This window comes from Bordetella tumbae (assembly GCF_054780995.1).
Window position 1 is genome coordinate 517408 of sequence record NZ_BAAGVG010000018.1, and the last position, 14440, is coordinate 531847.

At 58.4% G+C, this 14440-nt stretch carries 15 protein-coding genes; 9 read left to right on the forward strand and 6 right to left on the reverse strand.

Translation table 11 applies throughout. The features are described 5' to 3' along the window. Positions 1–23: 23 nt before the first annotated feature. Both ACYVI2_RS17225 and ACYVI2_RS17230 read right to left on the reverse strand, forming a co-directional pair. Positions 24–1367 (reverse strand): ATP-binding protein, encoded by a 1344-nt coding sequence (locus ACYVI2_RS17225; RefSeq protein WP_415815775.1) that lies wholly within the window; start codon positions 1365–1367, stop codon positions 24–26. A 3-nt stretch (positions 1368–1370) separates the two neighbouring features. Then, positions 1371–2105 (reverse strand): response regulator, encoded by a 735-nt coding sequence (locus ACYVI2_RS17230; protein WP_415815777.1) that lies wholly within the window; start codon positions 2103–2105, stop codon positions 1371–1373. A 248-nt stretch (positions 2106–2353) separates the two neighbouring features. On the opposite strand from ACYVI2_RS17230, the gene ACYVI2_RS17235 reads away from it, so the two are divergent. The 3 genes from ACYVI2_RS17235 (at position 2354) to ACYVI2_RS17245 (ending at position 4315) form a co-directional block, all read left to right on the forward strand. Continuing rightward, positions 2354–3043 (forward strand): cytochrome c biogenesis CcdA family protein, encoded by a 690-nt coding sequence (locus ACYVI2_RS17235; protein WP_415815779.1) that lies wholly within the window; start codon positions 2354–2356, stop codon positions 3041–3043. Positions 3044–3150: 107 nt separating this feature from the next. Further along, positions 3151–3669 (forward strand): thioredoxin family protein, encoded by a 519-nt coding sequence (locus ACYVI2_RS17240; RefSeq protein WP_415815781.1) that lies wholly within the window; start codon positions 3151–3153, stop codon positions 3667–3669. A 268-nt stretch (positions 3670–3937) separates the two neighbouring features. Continuing rightward, entirely contained in the window at positions 3938–4315 is a 378-nt protein-coding gene (locus ACYVI2_RS17245; RefSeq protein WP_415815783.1) for a DUF4148 domain-containing protein, read from the forward strand. Between the two features lie 125 nt (positions 4316–4440). On the opposite strand, the gene ACYVI2_RS17250 is transcribed toward ACYVI2_RS17245, so the two are convergent. From ACYVI2_RS17250 to ACYVI2_RS17265, 4 genes are all read right to left on the reverse strand, one after another. Further along, the gene (locus ACYVI2_RS17250; RefSeq protein ID WP_094823610.1) at positions 4441–4722 is read right to left on the reverse strand and encodes a peptidylprolyl isomerase; all 282 of its coding nucleotides are present in this window, start codon (positions 4720–4722) and stop codon (positions 4441–4443) included. 58 nt (positions 4723–4780) lie between these two features. Further along, on the reverse strand, positions 4781–7261 hold the full coding sequence (locus tag ACYVI2_RS17255; protein ID WP_415815785.1) for a TonB-dependent siderophore receptor: 2481 nt from the start codon (positions 7259–7261) through the stop codon (positions 4781–4783). Positions 7262–7431: 170 nt separating this feature from the next. After that, a complete protein-coding gene (locus tag ACYVI2_RS17260) occupies positions 7432–8487 on the reverse strand; it encodes a FecR domain-containing protein (RefSeq protein WP_415815787.1) in 1056 nt (351 codons plus the stop codon). A gap of 30 nt (positions 8488–8517) precedes the next feature. Next, positions 8518–9078: a sigma-70 family RNA polymerase sigma factor gene (locus ACYVI2_RS17265; RefSeq protein WP_415815789.1), complete on the reverse strand. Its 561-nt coding sequence runs from the start codon at positions 9076–9078 to the stop codon at positions 8518–8520. Between the two features lie 428 nt (positions 9079–9506). Between ACYVI2_RS17265 and ACYVI2_RS17270 the strand changes: the two genes are divergently transcribed. Genes ACYVI2_RS17270 through ACYVI2_RS17295 form a run of 6 tightly spaced genes read left to right on the forward strand, consistent with a single transcriptional unit; the run spans position 9507 to position 14419 of the window. After that, entirely contained in the window at positions 9507–10178 is a 672-nt protein-coding gene (locus tag ACYVI2_RS17270) for an RraA family protein (RefSeq protein WP_094823606.1), read from the forward strand. 8 nt (positions 10179–10186) lie between these two features. Further along, on the forward strand, positions 10187–11413 hold the full coding sequence (locus ACYVI2_RS17275; protein WP_415815793.1) for an aminotransferase class I/II-fold pyridoxal phosphate-dependent enzyme: 1227 nt from the start codon (positions 10187–10189) through the stop codon (positions 11411–11413). A gap of 18 nt (positions 11414–11431) precedes the next feature. Continuing rightward, complete coding sequence (locus ACYVI2_RS17280) at positions 11432–12262, forward strand: ABC transporter substrate-binding protein (RefSeq protein ID WP_415815795.1); 831 nt, start codon at positions 11432–11434, stop codon at positions 12260–12262. Positions 12263–12283: 21 nt separating this feature from the next. Continuing rightward, positions 12284–12988, forward strand: coding sequence for an amino acid ABC transporter permease (locus ACYVI2_RS17285; RefSeq protein ID WP_415815797.1), 705 nt, complete (start codon positions 12284–12286; stop codon positions 12986–12988). Between the two features lie 7 nt (positions 12989–12995). Next, positions 12996–13688 (forward strand): amino acid ABC transporter permease, encoded by a 693-nt coding sequence (locus tag ACYVI2_RS17290; RefSeq protein ID WP_415815799.1) that lies wholly within the window; start codon positions 12996–12998, stop codon positions 13686–13688. An 8-nt stretch (positions 13689–13696) separates the two neighbouring features. Next, positions 13697–14419, forward strand: a complete 723-nt coding sequence (locus ACYVI2_RS17295) for an amino acid ABC transporter ATP-binding protein (RefSeq protein ID WP_415815801.1) — start codon at positions 13697–13699, stop codon at positions 14417–14419. Positions 14420–14440 lie beyond the last annotated feature (21 nt).

Consider the following 14440-nt stretch of genomic DNA (forward strand, 5'->3'; position numbering starts at 1 on the left):
AACTCCTTTATCGTCCTTGAATACTACACTGCCTGATCGGCAGAAAGCGGTATTCGCACCTCGACCGACAGTCCTCCACCATCGCGGTTGCTCAGCACCAATTTACCTCCCAGCACGGTGACCAGTTGCTGTCCGATCGCCAGGCCCAGTCCTGTGCCTCCGGTATCGCGATTGCGTGAGCCCTCCACGCGGTAAAACGGCTGCAGTACGGCGTCGAGTTCGTCAGAGGGGATACCCGGGCCACGGTCCAGTACAAAAATGGACACGCCCTGGGATCCATGATTTTGTACAGCGACTTCGGCTGCGTTGGCGAATTTCAGCGCATTGTCGATCAGATTGCCCAAGATGCGCCGCAACGCGTGCGGACGGGTCTGTATCAACCCGGACGACTGGTCAGCCGGGCTCGGCAACGTTACCTCGCGGCCCGTGTCTTGGTAATCACATACCAGGCTGTCCAGAAAGTCGTGCAAATCGATGCGAGCAGGCCTTTCCTGGGTGCCGTGTGCACTGCGCGCGTACTCGATGCCTTCGCGCACCAGCCGCTCGACTTCGCCGAGGTCTTGTGTCAGCTTGGTTTTATCCGTCGATTCGTCCATGAATTCCGCTCGCAGCTTCATTCGGGTAATCGGTGTCTGCAGGTCATGCGAAATCGCGCCCAGCAATTGCATGCGTTCTTGCAGATAGCTGGCGATACGCTCCTGCATGGCGTTGAACGCGGCAGAGGCTTGTGCGACCTCGGCGGGGCCACGCTCGTCCAACGGGGGACTCGTGTTGTTGGGGTGCAGCGTATCGGCGGCTTTTGCCAGCTGCGTCAACGGGCGAACGGCCAGGCGTACTGCCAACCAGGCGCACAGTGCCAGCAGCACCAATTGCAGGCCCAACACGACGGGTAGCCATACGGCCAGGGGGGGCATGGCCAAATGGATGTCCAGCACTACGGGATGGCCGTCCTGCAGCGTGATGCGAGCCTGAATATGGTGGTCGTTGCCCGCCATGGCGTGCACAACGACGGGATACCGGCCGCGTAACGTGTCTTCAATGGACTGGGCTGCCGTGTGAGCCTCCGCCAGGCGCAGTGGCTGGTCGGCGGTGCCGGGACCCAATAGATACTGGCGATGTCCGCTGGACAGGCGCGCCAGCCAATCGGCGCGTTCGTCGGCTGGCAGGCGGTTGAGGATATTGACGGCAATCGAGACATCGCGCTGCAGATCGTTCAGCATCATCGATTTGGTCGCGTCGTAGCGTTCATAAAACAGCAACGCAAACGACAAAGTGTGAGCCAGCACCAAACCTACCAGAAAGATCAGGAATAAGCGCGCGACCAGAGTTCGCGGCCAAAGGCGTATCGGAAATCGGCGGCGCGGCATTTTTTATTCTTCCTGGACCTCGACCGCGGCCGAAAACACATAGCCTTCGCTGCGTACCGTCTTGATATACATCGGTTCGCGCGCGTCTTCGCGCAGACGCTGACGTACGCGGCTGACCAGCAGATCGATGGATCGGCCAAACATGTCGGCATCGCGTCCCTGAGTCAGGTTCAGTAATTGATCGCGATTCAGGACGCGTTGTGGATGATCCAGAAAGACGCGCAGCAGCCGGTATTCGGCGCCGCTCAACGATACGATCGTATCTTCTTCGTCCAGCAGGTGGCGGGCGGTTGTGTCTAACCGCCAGGTGCCAAATCTGATCTGACGCCCCGGCTCGGTGATCTGAAAATTCGGGGGCAACATGCGGGTACGGCGCAGGATGGCCTTGATACGCGCCAGGAGCTCGCGGGCGACAAACGGCTTGACGAGATAATCATCAGCACCCATTTCCAGCCCTATCACACGGTCCATGTCGTCACTGCGTGCGGTCAACAGCAATATCGGGATTTTGCGATGCTTGCCGCTACGTAATTCGCGGCATAGCACCAGACCATCGTCACCGGGCATCATGATATCCAGCACGATCAGATCGACTTTCGTGCTTTCCAGCAGCGACTTCATGTGCCTGCCATCCGCGGCCAAGGTGACCTCCAACCCATTCCTTCGCAGGAAGTTGGCTGCGAGCTCGCGAATTTCTCTATCGTCGTCGACGATCATGATGTGGTCGATTTGGTCCATTCTTAGATGCCTTACGCCGTATATAGCAGGTTGGGGATCGGTATGAAACGGGGTTGCAGGATGAGACAGGGCAGTTTCGTCACGATCAGAAGTGTAGTCAAAGTACGGCTCAGTGAAAGCCGCGCATGTGTCGTAGTGTGTATAGCTCTGGACACGATACAAGAACTCAAAAAATGACGGTGCCGGCGGCACAGACCAGATACCTGGCACGGGCGAAATGGCGTTTCCTGACAACGGAAACACTCAACATGAATGCTATCAACGCTCCTATTGCGCTACTGGCTGGCGTTCTGACGATTGCCTCGCCCTGCGTATTGCCCCTTTTACCCATTTTGCTGGGTAGTTCTGTCGAACGCTCCAACCGCCTGCGTCCCTTGTTCATTGTTGCCGGTTTTGTCTGCTCCTTCGCCGGGTTGGGTATCGCGCTCAGCCTGCTATCCAACTTGAATGAAACCGTCCACGAGGCGGTGCGGTCTACCTCGATTGTGTTGTTGATGCTGTTTGGCCTGGTCCGTATCTGGCCGCGCCCGTATGACTGGCTGATCGCTCGTATTGGCGGGCCGATACAGCGCATCGCAATGCTATCGGGAAAGGCTGATAACGGTAATTCAGGCGGGTTCCTCCTGGGAATTTCGCTGGGTGCTGTATGGACGCCATGTGCAGGTCCGGTGTTGGCGTCAATCCTGGTGCTGGCCGCCAAGGCCCAGAACCTGGGGCAATCCAGTGTGCTATTGATCTTCTATGCCATCGGCGCGGGTATTCCCATGCTTGCCATTGCGTACGGCGGCAAGGCTATTGCCTCTCGTGTGGGCTGGTTGACTCGGCATACCCATCGTCTGCAGCAAGGGTTCGGTGTGTTGTTGGTGCTGACCGCATTGGCCATTTATTTCCAGTACGACGTTTTGTTTTATGCCTGGCTAACGGGGCTGTTTCACTGACCCGTGCCTGGATGACATCCCGTGTTTTCTGTTCGTGCTGGTTCTCTCTGACGCGATTCTATTTACTTCGCCAGCACTCTTTTTTGCTTGTTGATAAGGAGCTCATCATGTTCAAAATGTTGAAATCATTCGCAGCCGCCTCGGTATTATTGGTTTCAGCCGTACACGCGGCGCCTCAACCCGCACCGGTCCCCGCTCCGGAGTTTACGGGTATTGAAAAGTGGCTCAACAGCGAGCCGCTTACGCTGCAGTCGCTGCGTGGCAAAGTGGTGCTCGTCGATTTCTGGACCTATACCTGCATCAACTGCATCCGCACACTGCCGTATGTGACCGACTGGTATCAGAAATACAAAGACCAAGGATTGGTCGTCGTCGGCGTGCATACCCCCGAGTTTCCATTCGAGCGTTCCACTACGAATGTGACAAAGGCGCTGGATCGATTCGGCATCAAGTACCCCGTTGCACAAGACAATGGCTATGCGACCTGGGACGCCTACCGAAATCAATACTGGCCTGCGGCATACCTGATCGATAAGCAAGGGAACATCGTGTATCGCCACTTTGGGGAAGGGAAATACCAGGAAACCGAGGCCGAAATTCAGCGTCTGTTGGCTCAGCCGGGTTGATGCTGTTGGTGTTTGCGGCCGTTTTCCCGATACGTATCGGCTCGTTGGCATCCAGATTTGTCTCGCACTGTATCTAACCGTTCTACAGATACCTTGGGTACTAAAACCCCAGTCCCCGTGACATATCCGAGATACGCGACAGTCTTCTAATAACACTCATGGATAGACGGCACACGGCAGCAACCACGACACAATGCCTTGCTGACTATTCAAAGCGTGTTTCGTCGTTCATTCACCCATCAATCATTACTTTTTATCGAGACTTACTATGAAAACCCAATTCGCCATCTTTGCCATCGCTTTGTCCGCTTCGTTCGCCGGTACGGCCGCACACGCTGCAGAGGAAACCTATGTGCCGCCGAGTGTCTCGACGTTGTCGCGTGCTGAAGTCACGGCCGATCTGGCAGCTGCCAAGGCTGCGGGCAATGTACAGCCGGGCGATCAGACTTATATTCCGGTGTCGCCATCGACGCTGTCTCGTGCCGAGGTCAAGGCGGACTTGGCGGCATGGAAGCACGCCGGTTTGTCTAGTGAATGGCGCGGCAATGCGACGCCCGATATCTACAGCACAGCATACAGAACCAAGCTGGCTGTTTACGAGTATTCGGTGGCCTCACAGGCGAGCCGTGTCGCTTCTGTTTCGTGATGTCTTCTAAGAGGTTCTCGGATTCAGCACCGTCTGAAAACATCGGTCTGGCCGCGAATCCCGGGTTGTCAGCATATTGCTGCAGGTCGGTGGGGGGGGGATTCCACCCACCGACCTTGTCCTGATTAATCTTGACGATCAGTCACTTCGACCAGGTGATACCCGAATTGGGTCTTGACCGGGCCTTGCACCACGTTCAACGGCGCGCTGAACACGACTTGGTCGAATTCACGCACCATTTGGCCCGGGCGGAATGTGCCCAGGTTGCCGCCGTCGCGGCTGGACGGGCAGCTGGAGTTTTCGCGGGCGACTTGGGCGAAATCGGCACCGCCTTCGATAGCGGCCTTCAGTTCGTTGCATTTGGCTTCGGTGGACACCAGGATGTGGCGTGCGCTGGCTTGGGCCATGGAGTGCTCCTTTAATAAAAAATGACTACCAGCCAGATGATACTCGCTCGTGTGTGACCTACCAGCGATAGGTCGTACTCAATGTAACGAGACGTCCCGTGCCGTACGAGCAAGACCCCCACTCGGTGCACTGGCTGAAATACTCCTTGTCGGTCAGGTTGCTGGCGTTCAACGCCACGCGCCAGTGGCGATTTTCCCAGGCCACCATGGCGTCAAAGAGCGTGACAGATGGCGTTCTGGGCACATAGGAGCCGTCGTTGGGCTCGTCGACAAAGCCGCTCGCGTAATGCACGCCGGCGCCGGCGGTAAAACCGTCCAGATTCCCGATCGCGAACTTATACGTTCCCCAGAAAGCGGCCTGCCGCTTCGGCACCCCGGTCAATTCGCGGTCGACATTCAAATAAGTGAAACTGGCGTTGATGTCCAATTTGGGGGTGATCGAGCCCACCCATTCCAGCTCCAGCCCGGTGTTCCGGGTCTTGCCGCGTTGTGCAACCTCCGTCTGGGAAATTTCCACGGTACGGTTGGTCTCGCGTAGCTCAAATATGGCCGCCGATGCGCGCCAGTCTTGCTCTGGAGGCTGATATTTGAGGCCCGCTTCCCACTGTTTGCCGCGCAGCGGGCGCAGCTGTTGGCCATAATCCGTATTGGCCTGGGGCTGGAACGACTCGGCATAACTGACGTAGGGCAGCAGGCCTGGCACGATTTCGTACATCAGGCCCACTCGCACCGTGTTGGCCCGATCATTGCGGTCCGCCGCACCGTCTTCCCAGTTAGTGGATTCATCGTGCCGCCAGCCCGCCAGCAGGATCCATTGCCTCCAGCGCATTTCGTCTTGAATATAGACGCCTAGCTGCTTGACCCCATTCGCGGCAGTCGGCTCGAGATCCGGCCGCGTATAGCCGCTGTTATAAATAGGATTGAAGACATCGATCGGGGGAACGCCGCCGCCATCGGCCAGGCCGTAGTCATCGATGCCAGAACCCCTGACGCGATAGCGCATGATATCCAGGCCCACCAGCAACTGATGGTCGACGGAGCCCGTCGAGAATTTGCCCAACAGGTTCTGATCGGCGGCAAAGATGCGCGTATGTTTTTTCCAGAAATACGCGGCGCGATTCAGCACGCGCTCTTCGGCATCCAGATAGGGCGCATAGACGTCAAACGCCCCGTAATCGGTCTTGTTGTCTGTCCATCTCGTGTTCTGGCGAAACGTCCATTGCTCGTTAAACGCATGGCGGAACGACCAGCCGGCTTGCCAGCTGTCGGCATCGAAATAGTCTAAACCCGGCTCACCCACGAACGTATGCCGGGAAATCTTTCCATTGGGATTCGACAGGATCGTGCCGTTCCAGGGCAGCGTGCTGCCCGAATCGCCATTGGCCCGGTCTTTCTGCCATTTGAACCGTAACGTCAGCTCCGTGTTGGCGCTGGGAGCCCACGTCAGCGAGGGGGCAACTACCTGCCTGTCGTCCTGGCCGTAGTCGAGTTGCGTGCCACTTTCCCGGCCCAACGCCACCAGCCGATAGAGCAGGGTGCCGTCTTCATTCAACGGCCCGGTCAGGTCCGCCTGGATTTGTTTTTTGTTGTGATTTCCGACTTGAATACCGACTTCGCGTTGGGTTTCGGCCTGGGGCTGTTTACTCACGTTGTTGATCAGGCCGCCCGTGCCGCCTTGGCCATACAGCATCGAGGCCGGTCCGCGCAGGACTTCCATGCGTTCCATCAGATAGGGTTCGACACGCGCCGTGCTGTTCCAGTAATTCACCCGGTCTTTCAAGCCATCCAGGTAGATGTCTTCAATCTCGACCCCACGTGCTTGCACCGCATCCAGCCGGGAACTCGTGCCATACATCGACGTGCGTACGCCTGCCGTATAGGTCAACGCCTGATCCAGGGAGCTCGATCCGGTATCGCGGATCTGTTCGGCAGAGACGACCGAAATCGACTGCGGGGTCTCCACAATCGGCGTGTCGGTCTTCGTGGCAGTTTCGCTATTTCGTGCCATATAGCCGATCACCGGACCGGTACCGCTTTCAGTGCGGCCTGTGATCGTGACCGTGGGGAGTTCACTCACACTGGAGGCCGGCAGGGCCTTGAGTATGTACCGGTTATTGGCATCCGGTGTCGCCTGCAGGCCCGTGCCAGTCAGCACATTCGCCAAGCCTTGCGAGACCGTATAGTTGCCTTGCAGACCGGTGCTGTTTTTTCCATTGGCCAGCTCGATCGAGCCCGCGAGGTAAATGCCCGACTCGCTGGCAAAGCGGGTCAGCACGGTGCGCAGCGGGCCGGCGGGGATGTTGTAGCGGCGCTGTGCGGGCGCCGCCTGTGCGATGACGCCGTCGGCGGCATAGACGTGTCCCGGCATGCCGGTCCCCACCGCGATGACAGCGGTGAGGGCGCCCAACTCCATCCAGACCGCCCAGGGCTTGCGGGCAAATCGATTCTGCCGCGACCGTTCCGTGCCGAGACCCAATGGGGTCGATCGGGCCGAGCGGGACTGCGGACGGCGGAGAGCATGCGACGAGCGCCAAGGCATGAGAATTCCTCTTCACAAAGTGGGTGCAACAGGGGCCTTGTCTGTGCGAACACCTATCGCGACCTGAGACGTGCGGCCCTCTCTATCTCTAAATCAATCGAGAGGGCAAAAAGCGGAACTCACGCGGTAAAAAAAAATCAGGGGTGCTTTGTGCCCGGATAACAAAACGCTCAACGGGATTGAGCAGGAGCCGGCGTGGCGTCGCGGCTACTGATTGAAATCCACCATGGCAGCGGTTTACGCACCTGTAGCGACGCCACGTCCGCGAGCATGGCCAGCGCGCCATCCACATCGCGCAACGGAAATGTCCCGAATACACGGCGCCGTGCGACGGCCGGATCCAGTGCGATATGTCCTGTGTAATAGCGATTGAGTTCATGCACCACAGCCGCCAGCGACAAATCCCAGGCAATCAAATCTCCACGGCTCCACGCCTCTCGCGCGGGGTCGGCCTCCGTGGCATCGGCGATGTGATCCAGACTGAACCGCGTCTGTTTCCCCGCGGCAATGATGGTGGTCGTGTCGTTGGCCGCGGTTCGGATTTCGACTGCGCCGTCGTAGACGGCCAGAAAGGTTTGCTCAGGCTCGCACCGGACTGTGAAGCGTGTGCCCAGCGCGCGCAATTGCCCCTGCGGCGTCTCGACAATAAACGGACGAGTATCTCCGTGGGCTGTCGATACCAGGACCTCCCCGGCGATCAGCGTGAGCTTGCGCAAATTCGCCGACATATCGGCGTTGACCGCACTGCCCGCATTGAGCCAGATGCGCGAGCCGTCGGCCAACCTGATTTCGCGAATGTCTCCGGTGCCGGTGCGATAGTCTGCAGTCCAGGCTGCCAGGACCCCAGCGATCGGTGTGTGTGTCCAGCCTGTCCAGCCGATCAGGCCCAGCCCTGCCACGGTGCCGAGTCCTGCCAATACGCGTCGGCGGGATCGCTCGCGGGTATGCACGTCGTGGACCTTGGAGGCCAATAACGTCGGGTCGGGCGCATTCTGCAGAGGAGCCAGCACGCGTTGGCTGACTGCTTCCACGTAGGCCCAGGCGTGCCGATGTTGCGAGTTGGCCGCCAGCCAGGCCTGCCAGCGGGCACGGTCAGCCGCATCAGCTTCGCCGGAAATCAGCAGGGCATACCAGTGCGCGGCCTGTTCCATCGCCGCGTGCGAAGGGTCTTTATCTTGGCCGTGGCTGCCCGGTTGCGCAGAATCGATGGAGGACGTTGCAGGCATGGGGTTATGGCAGGTCGGTGAACACGCGCATCACACCGCGGGTGAGGTCCGCAGTTCAGCCGCGGTCTGGACTGCATGGGCCTGCATACAGCGCAGCATGGCTTGTGCGACGTACTTGCGCACCATGCGCGAGGATACGCCGAGTTCGCAGCCCACCTCCGAGGCCGTCATGCCGCATATGGTCGACATCAGAAAAGCCTGGGCCGCCTTGGCGGGCAAGCCTTGCAACAGCGTTGCGATCTCGTGCAGCGCCTCCAGCACGATTGCCTGCCGCTCGGCCGAGGGCGCGACATCCTGTGGCTGCGCAGCCAGTGTATCGAGCCATGCCTGTTCGATTTCTCTTCGACGCCACAGATTGATGCACATGCCTTGCGCCATGGAGCGCAAATAGGCGCGGGCCTCCAGCGGGCTATGAAATCCCCGCGGCGCGGGCTTCATGATCAATCGTAAAAAGGCTTCGTGTGCCATGTCGGCCGCGTCGGCGGCGTTGCCCAGGCGCCGTTGCAGCCACGTCCTGAGCCAGGAGTGGTGCTCGGCGTACAGCGTATCCACCGATGGTGGCGAAACGTAAGGGAGGGACGCGGCACTCACGGGCGGATTCCGGGGGTAAATTGCCAGGTGGAGGAATAGCAGAACTGATGATATTAATAGAAATCGTTCTTATCTTGAATTCGGGCTGACCCGTGGTAACGACAACGGCAGCAGATCGATTCGTGTCGTGGTCAAAATGTGGTCAAACTGCGCAGTGATCGGGCCTGAAGAAGCCGCAATGTGCTAGGGGATTTCCCGCATCAAGGGTCCATAATGGTGCGGTGCCGCATGAACAATGCGTTCTTTGATGGGTTTTTTATAAAACGATATAAGCCATTGTCATAAAAGAATAAAAACTCCACATTAGTGGACTGCGGTGTGACTCATGCCGGCTTATATTCATAAAAGGAATAAAACCATAGGCTTTTAATTCCCTTTTGGCGTGTCCGTGTTTTTTGCATGATCCAGTCTTCTGGAGACCGAACCCCATGCAAAACGCTTCGCCATTTACCCTCAATGCTGCCGCTCCGGTGCTTAGCGCCGAGTTGGCAAATGCCCTGCAGTCCATCGTGACCCCGCATCTGAGCGACAACATGCACCGCCAGAGCGGCGTTGTCGGTTTGAACCGCTACAACCGCAGCGGCAAGCTGGTCGGCAGCGCGCTGACGGTCAAGACACGTCCCGGCGACAACCTGTTCATCTACAAAGCCATGACCTTGATTCAGCCGGGTCACGTGCTGGTGGTGGACGCCGGTGGCGATCTGACCAACGCCTGCGTGGGCGAAATCATGAAGCGTTATCTGCAGCAGCGTGGCTGCGTTGGCCTGATCGTCGATGGCGCAATTCGCGACGTGGCGGCTTTCGAGAATGATTCATTCCCCTGCTACGCCCGTGGCCACGTGCACCGTGGCCCCTACAAAGACGGTCCTGGCGAAGTCAACGTGCCGGTCACCATCGGCGGGCAGGTCATCCAGCCTGGCGACGTGATTGTGGCCGACGAAGACGGCATCGTGTCGTTCCCGGTCGCTCAGGCTGACGCTTTGGTAGAAAAAGCCCGTGCTCACGCTGCAAAAGAAGAGCGCATCATGGCCGAGATCGACAGCGGTGCCGAGCGCCAAAGCTGGTTGCACGCCGTATTGGAATCCAAGAACCTCCTGTAAATCGCATCATGACTGCCAGCAACACGAATCAAGCCGTTTCTTTCCTCGCGCAACGCATGAGCGCGATCAAGCCGTCGCCCAGCATGGCGGCCAAACGCAAGGTCGATCAACTGCGCGCCGAGGGCCGGGAAATCGTCGACTTCACCATCGGCGAGCCAGACCTGAAAACGCCTGCGCATATCGCACAGGCTGGTATCGCTGCGATCAAAAGCGGCGCAGTGAAATACACCTCGTCCGCCGGTATCCGCGAACTGCTGGTGGCTATCCAGCAAAAATTTCAGCGCGAAAACAAGCTGTCCTTCGAACTGGATCAATTGGTCGTCGGCACCGGCGCCAAGCAACTGATTTTCTCGGCGCTGCAAGCAACATTGAACGCGGGCGACGAGGTCATCATCCCCACGCCGTACTGGGTGTCATATCCGGACATGGTGTTGTTGAACGACGGCAAGCCAGTCATCCTGCCGACGACCGAAGCACAGGACTTCAAGGTCACGCCCGAGGCCCTCGAGGTCGCGATCACGCCGCGTACCAAATGGCTGTTGCTCAATGCCCCCAACAACCCCTCAGGCGCGATCTACACCGAAGCCGAGCTCAAGGCCTTGCTCGCCGTGATCGAACGCCATCCGCAAGTCCTGCTGATGGTCGACGAGATCTACGAACACTTCTGCTACGACGGCAACTACATTTCGCCGCTGGCCGTGAATCCCGGCCTGGCATCGCGCGTCATGTTGGTCAACGGCGTCTCCAAGGCTTACGCCATGACTGGCTGGCGCATCGGCTATGCGGCTGGCCCTGCCTGGCTGGCAAAAGCAATCTCGACACTGATTTCGCAATCCACCTCGTGCGCCAGCCAGATTTGCCAAGTGGCCGCAGCCACGGCACTGACCGCAGACCAACAATGCGTGGCCGATACCGTGGCCATCTACAAAGAGCGTCGCGACACGATCGTCAGCCTGCTCAATGGCATCGAATCGATGAGCTGCCCCAACCCGGCCGGCGCATTCTATGTGTTTCCCAACATCCAGGGCTTCATTGGCAAGAAAACGCCAGATGGCAAGACCATTACCAACGACCTGGAGTTTGTGCATTACCTGCTGGACGCCGCCGGCGTTGCCGTTCTGGACGGTACCGCTTATGGCAACCCCGGCTATCTGCGTATGAGTTTCGCCACCGATCTGGAGACCATCAAGCTCGGCTGCGAAAAACTGGCGCAAGCTTGCCGCCAACTTCAATAACACTCAAGGAAGGAAATCATGGTCTTCAAAAATATTCTGAAGTGCCTGCCCCTGGTGGCTTGCCTGGGCATGGCAAACGTCGCGCACGCTGACGCGCTGTCCGATATCAAAGCGCGCGGCACCCTGGTGTGCGGCACGCTCGGCACCTCCGAGCCCTTTAGTTTTCAGGATCCCAAGACCCGTCAGGTCGTGGGCTACGAAATCGATCTGTGCAATAAAATTGCCGCCGACCTGGGCGTCAAGCTTGAAGTCAAAATGATCTCCGTGGCAGCCCGGATTCCCGAGCTGGCCGGTGGCCGCGTCGACCTGGTGGCCGCCAATCTGGGTTGGACTCCCGAGCGCGCGCAGCAGATCGACTACAGCTACCAGCACTACGTCAGCCCGCAAAAGATCCTGATCCGCCGCGACGATGCCGGTACACTCAAAACGAATGCCGATTTGGCGGGCAAGCGCGTCAGCGCCGTTGCAGGCTCCTCCTCGGAGTCGGGCGCCAAACGCCTGATCCCGGATGTCACCACCGTGACGTTCAAAGATCCTCCGACCGCCTTTGTCGCCCTGCAACAGCGCAAGGTCTCCGGCTTTGTCGGCTCGGAACTCATGCTGTTGAAGTTCAAGCAAGACGCCGAAAGCTCGCCCGTCAAACTCGATATCATCGAAGAGCCGTTGTTCGTCGAGCCGTGGGGTATCGGCATGCGTAAAGGCGAAGACGGCCTGCGCAATGAGGTGAACAAGGTCCTCACCAAGCTGGAGACTTCCGGCGAGCTGCAAACCATTTTCGACCGTTGGTTTGGCCCGGACACCAAGTTCCCGACCAAGCGCGTGTTCAAAGTCGAAGAAATCAAAGGTTGATCCCGGCAGGGCGGGTAGCTTATGAACTACACATTGGATTTCGGTGCGTTACTCAGTAACGGCTACCCGACGTTGATCTTGGGTGGATTGCTCACCACCCTGAAGATGACCTTGCTTGCCTGGGTGTTGGCGTTCGCGCTGGGCAGCGTGCTTGCCGTGTTGCGCATGCTCAACATCCGGGTCTTGAATTACCTGATCATTCTGTATGTGGCCTTTCATCGCAACGTGCCGATGCTGGTCCATATTCTGTTGTGGTATTTCGGTGTCGCGGCCCTCATGCCGGTCGCGGCGGACGACGTGATCAATGTCGTCGGCGGCGAGTTCTTTTACGCCACGATTGCAGTGGGACTCGTGACCGCTGCCTACGTCAGCGAGGATCTGCGCAGCGCGATTCGCGCCATCCCGCGCGGCCAGATGGAGGCCTCGCGCAGTCTGGGGCTGAGCTATCTGCGCACCATGCGCAAGGTCATCCTGCCCCAGGCCTTCAAGATCTCCATCCCGCCACTGACAAACCAGACCCTGCTCTTGTTCAAGAACACCAGCCTGGCGATGGCCATCGGCCTGATAGAGCTCACGGGGGCGGGCCGGGAAATTGAGTCCGCAACGTTCAAGACATTCGAAATCTACACTGTCGTGACGGTGTTGTATCTGGTGATCTCGCTATTGCTGATGCTGGCGGGCGCCTATCTCTCTAAACGGGTCGCGTACGTGGCCAAGACCCGGTAAGGCCGTCATGCTCGAGATACTTTCCGATAACTGGTTATTGCTGCTGGTGGGCCAATGGCCCAACGGCCCGATGGGCGGCCTCGTCGCAACCGTAGGCCTGGCGCTGGTCAGCCTGGCATTGGCGTTTCCGCTAGGCGTGTTGCTGGCCCTGGGCCGGATCAGCTCGCACAAAATATTCTATTGGCCCGCTACGGCGGTGGTGTATCTGGTGCGCGGCTTGCCGCTCATCATGTTCATTTTCTGGGCCTATTTTTTCCTGCCGCTGGCCATCGGCACCTCGGTCAGCGGTGTCGTGACCATGGCTGCCGCATTGATTTTGTACGAGGGTGCCTACCTGTCCGAAATCATCCGCAGCGGGATCCAGGCCTTGCCGGCTGGCCAAATGGAAGCCGGCCGCTCGCTCGGATTGAGTCATATGCAGACCATGCGCAAGATCATCTTGCCGCAGGCCCTGTACAACACCATTCCCAGCATGCTCAGCCAGTTCATCTCCACGGTGAAAGAAACCTCGCTGGGTTTCGTCATCAGCGTGCATGAGCTGACTTTTGCTGCCTCGCAGGTCAACAATATTCTGCTGACCAAGCCGTTTGAAGTCTTCGCGTTGTTGGCGCTGACCTATTTCGTGCTGAACCTGATTCTTACCGGCGCCGTCAAACTCGTTGAGATCCGCATGAGCGGGACCCGACCCGTCGCAGCCTAGGCTTACCCATGATCGAATTCAAGAACGTCAGTAAATGGTATGGCGAATATCTCGCCCTGGACAACATCAATGCCCAAGTGCAAAAAGGCGAGGTCCTGGTGGTGTGCGGGCCCTCGGGGTCAGGCAAGTCCACGCTGATCCGCACCGTCAATCGCCTGGAGCCGATCCAGAAAGGCAACATCGTTGTCGATGGCGTCGACGTCTACCACTGTGGATCGATCGACGATATGCGCAGCCATATTGGTTTCGTTTTCCAGCAGTTCAATTTATTCCCGCACATGAGCGTGTTGGAAAACCTGATGATGGCCCCTGTGCTGCTCAAGCGGCTGAATAAAAACCAGGCGCGCGAACATGCGGTGGCGTTGTTGGAGCGTGTAGGCATGGGGCACAAGGCCGATGCCTATCCGGGCCAGCTATCGGGTGGCCAGCAACAGCGTGTCGCGATTGCCCGCGCCCTGGCCATGAAGCCGCGCATCATGCTGTTCGACGAGCCCACCAGTGCCTTGGACCCGGAAATGGTCAATGAAGTCTTGCTGGTCATGAAATCCCTCGCCGCCGAAGGCATGACCATGGTGTGCGTGACTCATGAAATGAACTTCGCTCGCGACGTTGCCGATATGGTCTGGTTCATGGACGCCGGCCGCATCGTCGAACAAGCGCCGCCCAAGCAGTTCTTTGAGCAACCGCAGACTGATCGCGCACGCAAGTTCCTATCCGATATCAAGCATTGAGCCTCAGGCACCGAGTCCCGA